14 protein-coding genes are annotated in these 17,064 nt (G+C 30.1%); all 14 read right to left on the bottom strand.

What is annotated here, in order from left to right; genetic code table 11:
* Positions 1-585 precede the first annotated feature (585 nt).
* The 14 genes from ACFX4H_RS00860 to ACFX4H_RS00795 all read right to left on the bottom strand — a co-directional run bounded on the left by ACFX4H_RS00860 (position 586) and on the right by ACFX4H_RS00795 (position 17,047).
* Positions 586-1,719: a nucleotidyltransferase domain-containing protein gene (locus ACFX4H_RS00860; protein ID WP_377433545.1), complete on the bottom strand. Its 1,134-nt coding sequence runs from the start codon at positions 1,717-1,719 to the stop codon at positions 586-588.
* Between the two features lie 176 nt (positions 1,720-1,895).
* Entirely contained in the window at positions 1,896-3,359 is a 1,464-nt protein-coding gene (locus ACFX4H_RS00855; RefSeq protein WP_377433542.1) for a hypothetical protein, read from the bottom strand.
* Between the two features lie 589 nt (positions 3,360-3,948).
* A complete protein-coding gene (locus ACFX4H_RS00850; RefSeq protein ID WP_377433539.1) occupies positions 3,949-5,265 on the bottom strand; it encodes a UDP-glucose dehydrogenase family protein in 1,317 nt (438 codons plus the stop codon).
* 70 nt (positions 5,266-5,335) lie between these two features.
* Positions 5,336-6,502, bottom strand: coding sequence for a glycosyltransferase family 2 protein (locus ACFX4H_RS00845; protein WP_377433536.1), 1,167 nt, complete (start codon positions 6,500-6,502; stop codon positions 5,336-5,338).
* Complete coding sequence (locus ACFX4H_RS00840; protein WP_377433534.1) at positions 6,499-7,113, bottom strand: CatB-related O-acetyltransferase; 615 nt, start codon at positions 7,111-7,113, stop codon at positions 6,499-6,501. Before ACFX4H_RS00840 ends, ACFX4H_RS00845 begins: the two co-directional genes overlap by 4 nt.
* 295 nt (positions 7,114-7,408) lie before the next feature.
* On the bottom strand, positions 7,409-8,722 hold the full coding sequence (locus ACFX4H_RS00835) for a flippase (protein ID WP_377434687.1): 1,314 nt from the start codon (positions 8,720-8,722) through the stop codon (positions 7,409-7,411).
* 70 nt (positions 8,723-8,792) lie between these two features.
* Positions 8,793-9,881, bottom strand: coding sequence for an EpsG family protein (locus tag ACFX4H_RS00830; RefSeq protein ID WP_377433532.1), 1,089 nt, complete (start codon positions 9,879-9,881; stop codon positions 8,793-8,795).
* 177 nt (positions 9,882-10,058) lie between these two features.
* Positions 10,059-11,279: a glycosyltransferase gene (locus ACFX4H_RS00825; RefSeq protein WP_377433530.1), complete on the bottom strand. Its 1,221-nt coding sequence runs from the start codon at positions 11,277-11,279 to the stop codon at positions 10,059-10,061.
* 84 nt (positions 11,280-11,363) lie between these two features.
* Positions 11,364-12,440: a glycosyltransferase gene (locus ACFX4H_RS00820; protein ID WP_377433527.1), complete on the bottom strand. Its 1,077-nt coding sequence runs from the start codon at positions 12,438-12,440 to the stop codon at positions 11,364-11,366.
* Positions 12,441-12,445: 5 nt separating this feature from the next.
* The gene (gene wecB / locus ACFX4H_RS00815; protein WP_377433525.1) at positions 12,446-13,573 is read right to left on the bottom strand and encodes a non-hydrolyzing UDP-N-acetylglucosamine 2-epimerase; all 1,128 of its coding nucleotides are present in this window, start codon (positions 13,571-13,573) and stop codon (positions 12,446-12,448) included.
* 3 nt (positions 13,574-13,576) lie between these two features.
* A complete protein-coding gene (locus tag ACFX4H_RS00810; protein WP_377433522.1) occupies positions 13,577-14,686 on the bottom strand; it encodes a capsular polysaccharide biosynthesis protein CapF in 1,110 nt (369 codons plus the stop codon).
* Positions 14,687-14,773: 87 nt separating this feature from the next.
* Positions 14,774-15,805, bottom strand: a complete 1,032-nt coding sequence (locus tag ACFX4H_RS00805; protein ID WP_377433520.1) for a polysaccharide biosynthesis protein — start codon at positions 15,803-15,805, stop codon at positions 14,774-14,776.
* Positions 15,798-16,805 carry a glycosyltransferase family 4 protein gene (locus ACFX4H_RS00800; protein WP_377433518.1) on the bottom strand — a complete coding sequence of 336 codons (1,008 nt, stop codon included), beginning with the start codon at positions 16,803-16,805 and terminating at the stop codon, positions 15,798-15,800. The genes ACFX4H_RS00805 and ACFX4H_RS00800 overlap by 8 nt, the downstream gene beginning before the upstream one ends.
* Positions 16,805-17,047: a hypothetical protein gene (locus ACFX4H_RS00795; protein ID WP_377433515.1), complete on the bottom strand. Its 243-nt coding sequence runs from the start codon at positions 17,045-17,047 to the stop codon at positions 16,805-16,807. Before ACFX4H_RS00795 ends, ACFX4H_RS00800 begins: the two co-directional genes overlap by 1 nt.
* Positions 17,048-17,064 lie beyond the last annotated feature (17 nt).

Genomic DNA, 17,064 nt, shown 5'->3' with positions numbered 1-17,064 from the left:
TTCTTTCATTAGAAATAGAGGCATTATCTTCATCCTTTCAATTCATCAAACATATATAAGCATGGCCAACGACTTAGTTCATTGGTAGATTTTATATTTCTTTCTCTATAATTAGAATTATTTTTTATTGTCATTATTGAAATGATATGCTTATAATTTCGATTGCTAAAAATTAGTATTAATTAATAGTTCTATAGTATTAAAAGAAAAGCTATAGCTGTACGAACTTAAAAAAGAACTTTATGTTCTTTATAACGAATAACTTAACCTAAAATTACCACCTCTTGGTGGCTGTGTCAATATCTTTATACCAACCTCTAATCTAAAAAAGAATTCCCAGTCTTTCATCATTCCGATGTAAAAAATAATTAAAATTCCCCTGCTTAATTACTATCTTAATTGTAAGTATTACAATTACTAGTATAATAGTGTTAATTACTTCTTAAATTATTCTGGAATATGAGAATGACGGATAGTAGAATCTAATTGAACCCAGGCCACTGAGCAAGTAGATCCTACAAAATAATTTGTAATGTTATTAGTAAAAGCAATAATAAACTAACTCTATAATTTTCACCTCTAGTTTTAGTTGAATTTCCTCCTTTTTCTCCAAATCCATATAAACGGCCTTAAAGGGAAATATAAAAAATGTAATGGCCTGGGTAATTTCAATGTCAATGCATCTATATATCTAGGATAAATTAACATAACAATAGAGATAAATTTTTGCCATTCTGTCTTAAATGAATTCATATAATCTTGTGGATATTTGAACTGACTCTTTTCACTAATAAAATATATTGATTCTTGTGCTAATTTTTTTGAGTTATTGACTTTTGTTAATTTTTCAAATTCTTCTGTAATTGGAGTGCCTAATAGTTGAGAAGATAATAAGAGTGCTTGTCCTACCTGAAAATGATATTTGTATTTTTTCAAAGATGAGTTTATCTTTTTAGTATTAAGACCTTTTAACACCATTTGATTAATATCAATCAACCATCGCAGCCGAAACCATCCGTGACGCGCTCCATGAGTAATAAGATATAAAAATAAATCTTCTTTACCCAAATAATAAATTGGAGCGGTAGTAAGTCCACTAACCCTTCTACTTCTCCATAAATTATTAAAGGATGGTTCATTGGATGGAAATGGGTTTAGTCTCCAATGAATTTCGATTTGTATTTGCTTTTTAGGATTGTAATATGAAATATGGTGGGTACGCCATTTCCATTCGTTTAGAAGATAATTTTTCTCCTCTTTCTGGTAACCGCAATTCAAAAGAAGTCTTTCAGCTTTTTTAAGATCAGATATTGAGATTAAAATATCTAAGTCCTTTGATGTTCGAAGAGAAATATCCCCAAAGAGTTCTTGAGCAATAACTGGTCCTTTTAAAAAGAGAAGTCGAATCTTATTTTTATTAAACAATGTACTCACTAGTTCCATTTCTCCACTTAATTGCAGCATTTGAAATGTATTTTTTTTGTATTCTTGTTGTAAGGACTGAAAAATGCTTAAAGGAACTAAATCTTGATATTTTTTTTTTATTTGTGAGAAAACTAGAGGATACACTCTATGATGTTTTGCTAATTCAAGAAATTCCCCCCAGTTAATATCTGTAATACTATTTATACTTTCATCATTACTACCTTTTATTATATCTAAAATCAGCTTTAATTCCCTAGGGATCTCAGTTAGATCCAGACTGAAATTATTATTCACTATTTTTCTCCCTCAAATTGTTTATTGTTATTACCGGTTCACACAAAAATTACTACAAAATAATAGTTTGATAAAAAAGTTAGATTAAAATTCCTCATTTCAATTGTCTTTCATTTAGGTTTCAAAAACATATAATTTATCTTCTTTAAGAGTGTATAACTATATCTCCAATTGTCCTACCCGCTCACACTAAAGTAAGGTTTAAGAACATTAACATGTAGGGTTATTGACCCTACAGAATTTGAATTATTCTTCACCCATACTTCAATACTACTATTATTTTTGTTTTTATTATAACTACATAGTATTATTTCCTGTCCATCCGGTTTATTCATCTGAACAGTAACAGTGTCATCAGTGTAAATTAACTCAGGAAATTTAACGGTAAGCATGATATATGAATTTGGATTTACATCACTTTTATAGTCCCTTTTTATCCTTTTAAACATACCCAGGTTTGTTGTAGCCACCCCTTCCTCATTTGTATAATCTTTTGAACTTCTATATCTTATTAGTCTCTTGTTTGGGTCTATATTTCTTACAGTACCTTCACCTTGCTGACGTTCATTCTCGGTAGTTATAAAACCAGATTTTATGGCAGTAGTATCATTTACAGGCAATGAGACACCTATAACATTAAATACTTTTGCCTCTTGAACCGTACCTCCCCATCTAATAAGGCTCAATTTGTTTGGATTCCCTATTTCGGTCTGGGAGCGAATATTAGAAATAGAGACAAGCGTATAAATACCTTTTGGGTCAAAGTAAATATCACCAAGACCATTTTTTTCATAATAACCACCATCTATTGTTAATAGATTTACATTACAGAAAAAGTAAGCAATTCCACTCAAACCTTCTACACTTACATCTCTAAATGTAACATTATATAATGATGGATAGTCGGATGATGTATCTTTAAATTGTCTAAAAAAATTTTCTCTATGTTCTACCATGATAGAAGTGAATACCATATCAAATGCTCCAGCACATTCAATTGCATTCCCTTTTCCGCCTACTATACTATCTCCATTGAAACGGTAAGACTGAAGATAACTTTCTTTAGCTGATGCTACTGTATCAATATTTCTATAGACACAAGCTAAAGAAAATACTCTGATAATCTTATTGCCATTAAAAATTTTTGCACCAGATCCTGAAATACTTTCAAATTTCACACAATTATAATTTAAATCACCTATATAATTACAGTTAGTAGAAAAAAAGAATCCTGTGTTTGTTTTTTTAAAACCACCTCCTACACCATAAAAATATAAAGACCAGCGATCATCTTGTTTATCTATAAATAATGGATTAATATTTGTTATATCGTACATTCTAGATAATCTTATAGACTTCTTGTTTTTAATTGCATATATAATAGCCGCTTGAACCTTTTGATAATCACTTCCCTGAAAATCGTCTGGACTTATAGCATTGTCTGTAACTTTTGCAAATGTTTCCTCCAACTTTCCCTTTATACTCTTAAGATCATCACTCACCTTTCCATTCATATCTTCATCCATGGATGAATTTATTCTTTGTAATAAGATACTTTCTCCTTCTTTTTTAAACGTATAACCAAAAATGAAAGAAAAAATAAAGAGGAGAATATTTCGTATTAAGTTTCTCCGTTTCACTGTGAATCCCTCCCTTGAATAGTAAGATTTATTTCTTATTCTTAGTATTAAATACATAAGATTATGATTTTTTTATACTACTACCCAAGTACATAGGCAATAAATAACAATAATTTGTTTTTAATCACGTTTTTTTGCTATTAACTCTGACCTATTTTCTTAAAATACCAAAAAAGTAAATTTCACCAGTTTATAGGTGTAACTTGAATAACCCCTCCCCTAACTTTCTCTTCTAGGTTGAGTTCCTATAGGATAATGGATTCTGCGTATACTCAACAGATTGTATAAACTGTACAATCTGTTTCGACGGTTCTTATTTAAGGGATAAATGTAAACAGACTGCATTTTTTATGGTGCTGAGACAACCAAAATAACAGATAAACATTCTTTAGTTAGACAGAAGTTGTTTGTGATTTTTGATTACTATTAAATTATTCACTTATTAGATAAAAGGATTCATATAAAATGTATTTATTGAAAAAAAATCAGTGGGCTTCCTCTCTCTGCAATACCTTTCCATAAGAACAAAATGGGCCATCCATACGAATGACCGTTTTGATAACTTTAATTATTTTTAGAAAAAGTAACTTTATACTCTAGATATTGCTTTCTCTGTTGATTTTCTACCAATAGAATCATATATTATCCCCGAATTTTGTGCATCTACAATGCTATAACAATTTCTACCATCAATAACCAAAGGTCTTCTCATAAACTTTTTATATTTTTCTAAATCAAACTCTTTGATATCTTTCCATTCGGTAAAAATCAAACATATATCAGCATTTGTTATAGTCTCTTCTATTGAAGTACTATAGGTAACTTCATTTGGGTAAATTTTCTTGAAGTTATCCATACCGACAGGATCCCAAACATTAATTTTTGCACCTTCATTGAGGAGTATAGGAATATTATCAAGAGATGGTGCTTCTCTTAAATCATCTGTTCCAGGTTTAAAAGTAAGCCCAAGCACTGCAACATTTAGCCCATTGAAACTATTAACATACTTTCTAGCTTTCTTAACCAATTTTATTTTCTGATTTTCATTTACTTCAATTGTAGCCTTAACTGTTTTAATCTCATAGTCGTTATATCTCGCTAGCCAATGTAGTGCTTGAGTATCTTTTGGGAAGCATGAACCGCCATAACCGATACCTGCACTTAAAAAGTGGTTACCAATTCTCGGATCCATTCCCATACCTTTGGTTACGTCTTCTATATTTGCACCGACAATTTCACATAAATTAGCAATTTCATTTATATAGGAAATTTTTAAGGCTAAAAAGTCGTTAGATGCATACTTAATCATTTCTGCACTTTTTCGATCAGTAATTACGAAAGGAATTTCAAAATCTCTATAAACCTCACGCATGATGTTCTCTGCATTTTTGGAATCTGAACCCAAAACGATTCTTGTAGCATTTATAGTATCCTTAACGGCTGTTCCTTGTGATAAGAACTCAGGATTTGCAACAACATCAATATTAACCTTATATTTAAGGTTTTCTTTTATTATTCTTTCAACTTTATCATTTGTTCCGACTGGTACTGTTGATTTTATAGCCACAACACAATCTTTAATCACTGCACTTGCCACTTCTTTTGCTACACCATAAATATATTGAAGATCAACAGACCCATCTTTTTTTTCTGGTGTACCAACGGCTATAATTATTACGTCAGCATCGCTATATGCTTCTTTATAGTCACTTACATACCTAATCTTCTCTCTATTTTTCCACATCAATTCTTCAAGTTGTGGTTCATAAATAGGAGATACACCTCTATTCAATAATTCTATTTTTTCTTTATCTATATCTACACAGGTTACTAGATTACCTTTTTCAGCTAGGCATATGGCTGTAACTAGACCAACATATCCAATACCAGCAACAGAAACTCTCATAATATACACTCCCAATATTTTTAGTAATTCATATACAATCCTCTGGCAAATCGTAGTACACTCATTTTTATTACTTTATCCTTAGTCTCTTCTGAATAGCAGCTTTTAATTCGTACTTTAATAAACTTATGAGACTTCTAGTATCTAATGCACGTACATCATATCTAATTAGGGAAACATTTTGCAAATTTATCTTTTTACTGTTTTGTTTTTTACTACTATACGAAGTATCATAAAGGTAAATTCCCTTTCCAACCAAGTTATTAATAACATTAAGTTCATGTGGTTTTAGTTGAAGAGCATATTCTTTTATTATCTTATAATCTAATAGCTTAGTGGTAAGCCAATATCTTTGATTATTTTCATTATTTTTATATCCATACAAATCAATACAAATATCTCCCTTTGGGATTCCAAAATCTACCACCATGCTTTCTTGTTCAAAATAAACGTCATATTTCAAAGAATTAGCAGTAAAATCAGGAAGTTTATATTGTTCTATTTCATATGATAGTAACGGTACTTGAAAACTAGTATTTGATACCTTATTATGAGTTCCTGCATCCGTGAAATTAGTTGTTAATGAAATATATGGATAAACAAAATAACGATTTGTTTTAGTTGTATAACTTATATAATATTTTAACCATGAAGAATCCGGCCACTTCAGAACATTATTAGGTAAATTTACTTTTTCATTCCAACTACTTTCGCTTTTTAAATACCACTCATAGAACTGCGACCACATTCTTTTAGTCCAAGCCTGGCCCCACGACTGAGCATATTGTAAAAAGTATGCATCAAATCCATTATTCAAGGGAGTAAAAGGTCTGTTTGCACCTACATTCCATAAATGAGTATATAATGAAATTCCTGCTATAAAATCACACGAATCATATTTTTCAATGGTTTGGTAAACATAATTATAAAAGTATTTTGATACATAAATGTCATCCTCTAAAACTATAACTGCATCATAATTTTTAGTTAAATTGCCACAAAATAAAACATGTTTTCGTAAACCTAAATTTTCAGGGTGTTCGATAACCTCTTTTTCACCAAATGGCCACTCAAAGGCGTGTGCAAATTCAGCTACTTCATTGCTTTCACTCTTGTCAATACTTATTATTAATGGAACATTTACACCATTATAACTAGCACTTTTAAGTGATATTAATAATCTTTTTAATGATTTTACTCTATTATACGCCACTACAACTATTGCTATATTTTTCATTTCATACCTTCACTATTCTCATATTCTTTAGCATGTATGTTTATAAATGTATCTATATCAGAAAAAGATAGAGCATTTTTTTCAATCCACTCTTTATCTTTATCCCACCATTTATATTTTAATAGAAACCTTTTTTCAAATTCAGAAAATCTTTCTCCAATTTTTTTTGCAGGAACTCCACCATAAATTGAATAAGGTTCCAAATCATTAATTACAACTGCCCCAGTTGCAATCACCACTCCATCACCAATATTCACACCTTCAAGAATTTTTACATCGGCGCCTATCCAAACATCATTTCCAATTATTACAGAGAAAGTTTTATCCTGGTCGGGATATTTATGTTCTTCAAATGAAGTTTTTTCAACGTAGGTAAACCCTGCTTGCTTACTAGTAGAAAAAAAAGCTGGATGTGTAGATACAAATGTTTTAGTTGGATGACGCCCTGCAATAACTTTAACAGTTTCTCCTATTGAACAATACCTACCAATTAAGGTGTTATTTAAATTTGATTCACTTCCAATATAAGAACCATATCCTATTTTACTATTAGAAATTTGTGCGTTATTATTAATTACATTCTTTCCTTCAAGGATAGTCTTAAAATTCAAGCCACACCCCTTATTTATGATAGATTCAGTTCTATTTGCTATATACTTTGCTAATATAAATTTAATTATTTTCTTTCCTATAATACCCGTTATACTCACCACTCTATTTTTTTATAATTTCTTTAAAAACTTTAACTTATTTCTCTATGAAAGGGATTTTTTAATAAAATCTAGTTTTAACTATTATCTTTAAAACTATACATCTAATAAAAACTGTTAGTTTTAATATGTGTTATTTTTATTATAATATATTTAAAGGCGGTTCCCATTTGAACTTTTTGAAAAAGAAAGCTTTTTATAATTTTAATTTAAATGCTTTTAAAATCATAAATGAAGCATTTCTAGTTTCTTTAAATAATAATGGTATAAAAAATGCTACCATTGCCTGTGCGATTAAAGTAGCAACTGCAGCACCTTTTCCACCCATATAGGGAATAAATAAATAGTTAAGTATTATGTTAACAATTGCCCCCCCTCCCATGAATATAAGAGTATATTTCTGAAGCCCTTCAGAAATTAACCAAATACTTCGAACAGATCCAAGCAATGCAAATGTTCCAGCCCAAACACTAATAGATAAAATACTTGCCGCTTCTAAATAATCTACTCCATAGAGAACACTTACTAATGTCTTTGATAAGATAAGAGTTACTATACCAAATCCAATTCCAGTCCATGCAATAATAGTGTATAAAAGCTGTAAAGATTTCAAGTACTTTTCTTCGTTAATATTTCTATTTTTCATAATAACTGGTCTAAAAGAAGTAATAATAGCTATTGGAATAAAATACCACATTTCAGCTATTCGTACTGCTGCAGAATAGATACCAACCTCTAATTTTGAAGACATCATACTACCCAGCATCACCTGATCGATTCTCATATAAATAGTAATCATCAGACCAGAAAGAATAAGATACCAACTCTGTGATAAAATATCTTTTGTATAGCTGAAACTATACTTCCACGCAGACTTTTCCTCTCTAAACTGAAAGTACGCTATTATGAGTGCAATGCTAACTATTACTGCATCTAAAGTATAAATCAATGCGTAATGTGCTAAATTACCTCCCTTAACCACTAGAATAACTTTCAGAACAGACATTACAACATACACTGACATGCGTATTAAGGATGAAATTTTCGACTTTTGTGAGGCCTGAATCCAGTATTCAATTACTTCAAACGACTTAACAATCATTGTAAATGACATAATAAGTACTAACATTTGGAGGTTTGTGTTTCCAGGTTCAATAATATTAATTATTATGACAGCCATTATTGTTAACACTATGCCACCTACAACTCGAAGTAACAAACTAGTACATAAGATGACTCCCTCATTAACTTTTTTATCTACAATCGATTTAACTGTTAATGTCTCAAGTCCCAAAGTAGAAATAGCAGTAAATAAAGATACAAAAGCCAAGGCATAGTTAAATTGACCATATTGCTCAGGTCCAAAATATCTAGCAACTACAGCTGTTACAAAAACCCCGATTGCCATAGTTAACACTTTATCGCTTACTAACCATCCGGAATTTTTAATGATTCTAGAAGAAGTTTCATTAGTTACAATGTTATTTTTACACTTTTTGTACCAGTTCATTAAAGCCAATTTTATGACCTCTTATCTGTTTAGATATAATGCTTTTAGCACGATTAATTTTATAACAATTTTAATTCATAAAAATTTTAAATGAATAATCTAGTATATTATTTTCTTCAAATAAATCTTTATATCCTGTTAAAGAAGTGATCCATAATAAACATATGAATAGTAATAGTGAATATCTTATAAATAACAAACCCTGTTTGCCTTTAAAATACTTGGTAAGAAATGGTATAACTAATATTATCGATACCATAGGGAAGTATAAAATTCTAGTAGCTATAACTGATGTTAAACAAATAAACATTAATATTAAATACCAAATAAAAAGTTTTATAATAATTAATTCCTCAGATTTATACAGCACCCTTTTTGAAGTAAAAGTAAAAAAGATCGCTAAAATGTAAAATAAAAATAGCACTTTCCCCCCTGCAATCTCTGTATGGTTATTAAACTGAGTTAAGTATATTTCATACCAGCTATTTCCACTTAAACTAATAAAGTAAGAAATTAATTTATTAGCTACATCTGTTAATAAGAATGCTGGTGAAAAGATTAAAATCAGAAATATTTTTCTAATTTCAATTTTCAAGAGAAAGTAAAAAACTAAGCATATAATGGAAGCTTTATGGAACAAAAATGCGATAAGAATGAATATAAGATATTTCAAAAATTGTCTATTTACTATAAACCTTAATGAATAAAAAAATATAGACACTGCTACCATCTGCCGAATTGTATTGAAACCATTAAATAAAACATACTGCAGAATAAGTAGTATAATAAAATGTCTATATTCACCTTTTTGATCAAAATACTTAATACTAAGAAAAATAAAAATATAAGTTATTGTCGCATATACTAAGAATACAAATTGTTGATTTAGTCCTAATAAATATGCTGCTTTAACAATTAACTTAAAGGTAAATTCAACTCTTGGAATATCATGTGTGTGTAGAATAAGAAAATTTTGTGCATATCCAATGTAATCAGTCCCAACGTTATATCGAAACCCTGTGATAATGATTAATATAAGATAAGGTGCAAAGTCAATAATGTTTATTAGTTTTTTATCAACCCTTTTATTTTTATATAGTAGAGTCGATACATAAGCTAGAATAAAACAAATTATAGTTAACCAAATATAAAACCCCAAGACTCCCACCCTTTAAATTATTTCTATAAGATTACTTAAAAAAATCTACATACTAGTTAACGAATATTAAATAGTCTTTATATAAATACCTGCTTTTAAGAATCTAAACATATGTGACTATATCTCGTTTGATAGATGTCTAAATATTCTTAACTCACCTATTATTTATTGACTAAACTATCTATTTATTATTCCAATTAGGAAGTCAACTATTTTTTTTGATTGAACTGAACTATTCTTGTTTTCTAAAACAAAATTTCTAGCACACTTACCCATTTCATTTAATTCGCAATCTGGTTTTGCTAAAATTTCTTCTATACCTTTTTTAATAGAATGAAAATCACTTTTATCTATTATATATAGATATTTTAAATACTTTTTAGGAATACATTTTATATTAGTTGTTAAAAATGGAGTACCCGATACCATATATTCGAAGGTTTTTGATGGAAAGGAGTACATGGTATATTCATCTTCAGGGTTTCTTGCATTTATTAACAAAGAAGCTTTTTTTTCATATTCAAAAACTACTGCTCGGGGCTTAAAGCCAAAATATTTAACTCTTTTGTCTCTAAGGACTAACTTTTCTATATATTCTCTCATATCCCCATCACCAAAAAGCCATAACTCTAATTCGTTATCTTTAATTTCTTCAAATGCATCTAGAATATTTTTTACTCCATATTCAAAAGCAAGGGTTCCAGCATACATTATAGACCTACTCTTAGTTACCTTTGATAAATCTAAATCATTATTGAAAATTCCTTCCATTACTAAATAAGGTTTACTTGACGGATTTACTTTGTCATTCATTGGTTCAGTGAATAATACATATCCATCATAATTATGTTCGACAAATTCAACTAATTTAATGTACAAAGGTAAAAGGTATTTTTTAAACCTCGGCATGTCCTTTTGCCTTTTTGTATTCATGATATCGCTTGAGAGATCTGTGAAAATATTAATACGCTTTATTCGTAATATTTTCGAGGCGATGTAAACCCCTAAGGATAAAGGTGTATAGTTAAAAGGAGTTAAAATTATTTTTTGATCATTGTTTAAATTTTCAAATCCCCACTTCATAGTCAAAAATAACCCTTGAAAAAAACAATAAATCTCTTTAATTAATGGGAGATTAAAATTAGATAAATACCTCACCAGATATTTGTTGTTAAATTTTTTTATTCTCTTTTTAAATCTTAAATATCCTCCTTTGGGGTAATATTGTTCTTGATATAAATAATATAATTGCAAATCAATATTTTCGTTTTCTGAAAAGCCACTTATTAGAGCTTTTTCAAACATATATTGTGCAACTTGTGATGGTATGTTTTTTTTGCTTGAAACTTCATCAAACCATTCATCATCCGAAACACTTCCGAAGTATAAAATTTTCATAGTTCACCTACAAAATCCGTCTTTTAGCATTTGAATTAATTCTTATACCTATACATACTTATCCTGATAAATAAATTTATTATATTAAGTTAGAAATGTAATTAATTTTCTATTATGTTCAATTTCATGATGATTATCTTCAGTTTGAAATTTATATAGTTCTTTCATACTAAAATACTGATACATTAAAAGACTAAGCTTTTTTGAATCAAATGTTTCAAAAAATTTCACATTTGCATACCCTTTTAATACTTCCCGAGCAAAAGGTGTGTCCGAAGCTAGAATGATTCCTTCATGCATTCTAGCTTCTTTTAATGGCAATCCATAAGTCTCTATAAATGATGGGAATATTAATATTGACTTTGTAAATAAATCAAAAACCTCTTCCCTAGTTTTAGAACCTTCAAAATAAATTGGGAGTTGTTCCTTTTGAACTTGGGAATATAAATCAGCTACGTAAGGATTTTCATTTCCATTAAGTGTGAAAATAACTTTATATTTTAACTCACCTATTTTACTTAATTCTTTACACGCTTCAAGAATTACTTGATGGTTTTTATATTCTGAACCATTGGCGGGATAAAAAAAGGTTGAAAGTGACTCATCATTTGGATTAAACCGCTCCTTGATTTCTAAATTAATTGTAGGAGGAACAACATTAATTTTCCCACTATCAACTTGAGCTTTTTCCATACATGCTTGTTTCATCCATTTAGTTTGAACAATAACTCTCTTAGCTTTTTTAATAGAATTAATAATATTTCTACCAATTATATTTTGATATACCCAAAATAGTTTATTATCTCTGAAAGAATATTTATAATCAACAAAAGGTAAAGATTGATGTACATAAAGATTCTGTTCACAATTCACATGGGGTATTATAACGTTTTGAAGAGAAAAGATCTTATCTACTTTGTATTGCTTCACTAATTTCGGAGCAATAAATTGATCAAAAAAAAGCCGGTGTCCCCAGCTTTTTTTTATCCAGGGAAACCTTATTACTTTAATATTCTCTGTTTCTCTTAATCTTGGTGTACTAACCACAAAAATCCAATTAATATTTGTATCCTCATACTCAGCGACTTCTTGATAAAAATCATTTAAAACAGAGAGTGCTCCTCCATTTATAGCAGGGACATCAAAAACCATAATATTCATTTATTTTAAACCTTCCCCCAAACAACCCTATTCACATAATCCGTATAGGACAAAATTATTCTAAGAACCTTTTCTGATACATTAGGCATACTATAATCTCCAACAGGCCTTAGTGTATGTTTTTCTTGTGTATCTAATATTTCTAAACCTTGTATTATTCTTTCCTTCTGTAATCCAACCATCATTACAGATGCTTCTTCCATTGCTTCAGGTCTCTCATGAGCTTGTCTTATATTCAGTGCTTTAAATCCAAGAATAGAAGATTCCTCACTAATTGTACCACTATCACTAAGAACTGCCTTAGCTTTTGTTTGAAGCTTCACATAATCATTAAAACCTAATGGTTTCATCGTTTTCACTAAAGAGTTAAATTCAATCCCTTTAGCATTAATCATATTTCTAGTCCTAGGATGGGTACTTACAATTACAGGCATTTTGTATTTTTCTGCAACGGCATTTAAACTATCTACTAAATTCATGAAATTAGTTTCCGAATTAATATTTTCTTCCCTATGAGCTGACACTACAAAATAATTTCCCTCATCAAGGTTTAATCTCTCTAAAACATCTGATTCTTCAATGTCACCTTTTCTTGAATTGAGGACTTCAAACATTGGACTTCCAGTTTTTATTATTCTATCGGCAGGTAGTCCCTCTCTTAACAAATATTCTCTAGCAATGTCACTATAAGTTAAATTAATATCAGCTGTATGATCGACAATTTTTCTATTAGTTTCTTCTGGTACTCTTTGATCAAAACATCTGTTTCCTGCTTCCATATGGAAAATAGGAATATGTCGTCTCTTAGCTGCAATAGCACATAAGCAGCTATTAGTATCCCCTAGTACCAATATGGCATCTGGTTTTACTTCTTCCATAATAGGATCAATTCTAATCAAAATATTCCCTATAGTTTCTACTGCTGTTCCGTTTGCCGCATCAAGGAAATAATTAGGTTTTTTAAGTTTAAAATCATTAAAAAATACTTCATTTAATTCATAATCATAATTTTGACCCGTATGAACAAGTATATGTTCTACAGCATCTGACTCTTCCAATTTATTAATAACAGCAGATAATCTTATAATCTCAGGCCTTGTGCCAACGACTGTCATGACTTTTAATTTCTTCATTAATTATACCTCCACGAAATATGTATCTGGTTTCTCTTGATCAAAACATTCATTAACCCACATTACGGTTACTAGATCGCTTTCTCCTACATTTACAATGGAATGTGTATAACCAGTAGGAATATCTACAACTTGTAACTTTTCGCCGCTTACTCTATATTCAATAATTTCTTCTGAATCTATCTTTCTAAATCTAATAAGGCCTTCTCCACTTACAACTAAAAATTTTTCATTTTTAGTATGATGCCAGTGGTTTCCTTTGGTAATGCCAGGTTTTGATACATTTACCGACACTTGCCCTCTTTCAGGAGTTCTAATAAACTCTGTAAAAGAACCTCTGTTATCACAATTCATTTTTAAATCATAAGAAAAATTGTCTTCCGGTAAAAAGCTTAAATATGTACTGTAAAGCTTCTTGGTTAAGGCATCTTCCATATTAGGAATACTTAACGCTGCTCTACTTTCTTTAAAGCTTTTTATACGTTCAGCTAAATCCCATAATTTAATAGTATGTGTTGTTTTCACAAAGCAATATTGATCCTTTTTAGTCGGATTTCCTTCTAAAGCGTTAATAAACTCTTCTAGTAAATCATCAATATAACAGAGCGTTAATTCTGCATCTCGATTGTTAATTTGAATATCTATATTTCTAGCGATATTATAACAATATGTTGCTACAACCGTATTGTAGTTAGGTTTACTCCACTTTCCAAATAAATTAGGGAGTCTGTATACAAATACCTCCGCTCCTGTTTGATGACTATATTCAAACAGGACATCCTCACCGGCTTTTTTGCTTCTGCCATATGGATTATCTTTTTCAGCCTGTATCGACGAAGTAATGAGCACAGGAGATTTATTATTATGTTTTTTTAATAGCTCTAGTAATTCAAGCGTAAAATGGAAATTACCTAGCATAAATTCTTTTTCATCGTCAGGACGGTTTACTCCCGCCAAATGAAAAACAAAATCGCATTCTTTTGTATAAGTATCCAATAAAGACGGTTCAGTTTCTCTCGTAACCTTAAAAATATCTTCATAGCCTTTATTTTTTAATTCCGCAATTAAATTTTGCCCTACAAATCCATTTGCTCCTGTAACGAGTATTTTCACTATAAAACCAACCTTTCTAAGTACCTAAATATAATAGATGAAGCTCATGCCTGCATACGGATAAGGCAATTGCTTCATGTATTTTTATTATTTTGAAGAAAGTACCTTCATATCCTTTAGTTCATTTTGAACATACTCTAATTCAAGAAGTTTTTCTTTAATCTGTTCTATACTTAAGATTTGTGTATTATGAGAGTTATATTCTTCTTCAGTAGATAACTTTTTATCTCCTTCAGCAAAATATTTATCATAATTTAAATCTCTTTTATCTGCTGAAACCCGGAAGAAACCACCTAAATCCTCTGCAACTACATATTCTTCTCTCGTAAGAAGGGTTTCATATAATTTTTCTCCATGCCTTGTACCTATAACCTTAATCTCATTATCTGCCTTAAATAATTCTTTAATAGCTTGTGCTAAATCTCCAATATAACTTGCAGGTGCTTTTTGTACCATAATGTCACCAGCAACTGCATTTTGGAACGCAAAAATAACTAGCTCGACTGCTTCTTCAAGACTCATGAGATACCTAGTCATATTAGGGTCGGTAATGGTCAGAGGCTGACCACTTTTGATTTGTTCAATAAATAATGGTATGACAGATCCACGAGAGGCCATTACATTTCCATACCTAGTTCCACAAATAAGTGTTCTTTCTGGATCGACAGTTTTTGCTTTAGCAACGAAAACTTTTTCCATCATGGCTTTTGAAATACCCATTGCATTAATTGGATAGGCTGCTTTATCAGTCGAAAGGCAAATTACCTTTTTGACTCCATAATCTATAGCTGCTGTTAAAACATTATCTGTCCCTAAAATATTAGTTTTTACAGCTTCTAATGGGAAAAATTCGCAAGATGGAACTTGTTTAAGAGCAGCGGCATGAAAAACATAATCTACTCCGTGCATTGCATTTTTAACACTTGCAAGATCTCTAACGTCTCCAATATAAAATTTCAGTTTTTCATTTTTATATAGCTTACGCATATCATCTTGCTTTTTTTCATCTCGTGAAAATATTCGAATTTCTTTAATATCACTATCTAAAAATCTTTCCATAACAGCATTTCCAAACGATCCTGTACCACCTGTAATTAGCAATGTCTTATTCTTAAACAATTTGCTTTCCCTCCAATTTCAAGTTTTCTCTAAAGTATTTATCCATTTTGTTCAACAATTCTTCTTTATTAAAGTTTTTATCATAGTAGCTTTTAGCGTTAAGGCCAATTTCGTTTAATTCTTTGCTAGATTTAGAAGAAATTTCAATAATAATCTCAGAAAGCTTTTGTATATCACCAGCAGGACTAGATAAACCTGCATTTGATTCTTTGATTATTTGACTTGTTTCACCATCAGCAGAAGCTATAATTGGAATTCCACATGCCATATAGGATTGAAGTTTTGCTGGGATTGTCATTTCAAATAAAGGATTATTTGTTAAGCACAAAAAAGCAGAATTGCAAGCTGCCATAAATTCTGGAATCCTATTTGCCGGTTGTTTAGGAATAAAATTAAACATTTCACCGACATTATTAGATTCCACAATTTTAACTAAGGTTTCTTTATACCTACCATCTCCGACAATGTTAAAACGAATTTTTCTATTTAACTGTTTCGCTTTTATCAAAACAGCTACTTTTGGTAAAATATCTAAACCTTGTGCGTTACCAATATTACCAGCAAATATTAAATTAAAAGCATCATCATTTGGAATTTCTTCGATACGCTTTTTCTTTAATGGCCTATAAAAGTCTTCAGCATATTGTGGCCAATATTCTATTAGTTCTCTCGGGACATTACGTTTTTCTATTGAATCTACAAAACTATTTGAAGTTGTAAAAATCTTAGTACACCGTGCATAGATATAATCAACCATTTTTCCAATAGCACCAATAAAATATTTATTAGTTGTCCCGGTTATTATTTCAACATTATCAGGCCAAAGATCTTGGACATAAAGATAACATGGTATATTTTCCTTTTTCGCATACCATACACCAGGCAAGGCTTGTGTCATCGGTGATACTTCAAATATGAAGACATAATCAGCTTTAATTTTTGTAAAAAAATTCCACAAGAAGCCAGAAAATACAAAAGATAAATAATTCAAAGCAAGCATTATCGAAGTATTTCCCCTAGGTATAAGCGGAAGTCTAATAATCTCAATTCCGTTATATATTTCTTTTCTTTTCTTTTCTTATACAGCCCATACCCATCATAATAATTACCGTGAGGGTAGTTTGGAATTCCTGTTATAACTGTTACTTTATAACCCTTTTTAACCCATTCAGTACAAATATCATTAATACGAAATTGCTCAGGGTAGAAATATTGCGAGATAACTAAAATGTGTTTTTTCACGTTCTTACCACCCATCA

The sequence above is a fragment of the Peribacillus sp. YIM B13477 genome (assembly GCF_042787955.1).
In the GTDB taxonomy this organism is placed as follows: Bacteria; Bacillota; Bacilli; order Bacillales; family DSM-1321; genus Peribacillus; species Peribacillus frigoritolerans.
The sequence above is the reverse complement of the archived record's forward strand: the minus strand, read 5'-3'. Positions and strand labels throughout refer to the sequence as shown.

Excerpts from the sequence above, each read along its gene's own strand:
- ACFX4H_RS00835 (WP_377434687.1), bottom strand. The coding sequence starts at position 8,722 with ATGAACTGGTACAAAAAGTGTAAAAATAACATTGTAACTAATGAAACT.
- ACFX4H_RS00825 (WP_377433530.1), bottom strand. The coding sequence starts at position 11,279 with ATGAAAATTTTATACTTCGGAAGTGTTTCGGATGATGAATGGTTTGAT.
- wecB (WP_377433525.1), bottom strand. The coding sequence starts at position 13,573 with ATGAAGAAATTAAAAGTCATGACAGTCGTTGGCACAAGGCCTGAGATT.
- ACFX4H_RS00845 (WP_377433536.1), bottom strand. The coding sequence starts at position 6,502 with ATGAAAAATATAGCAATAGTTGTAGTGGCGTATAATAGAGTAAAATCA.
- ACFX4H_RS00820 (WP_377433527.1), bottom strand. The coding sequence starts at position 12,440 with ATGAATATTATGGTTTTTGATGTCCCTGCTATAAATGGAGGAGCACTC.
- ACFX4H_RS00800 (WP_377433518.1), bottom strand. The coding sequence starts at position 16,805 with ATGCTTGCTTTGAATTATTTATCTTTTGTATTTTCTGGCTTCTTGTGG.
- ACFX4H_RS00850 (WP_377433539.1), bottom strand. The coding sequence starts at position 5,265 with ATGAGAGTTTCTGTTGCTGGTATTGGATATGTTGGTCTAGTTACAGCC.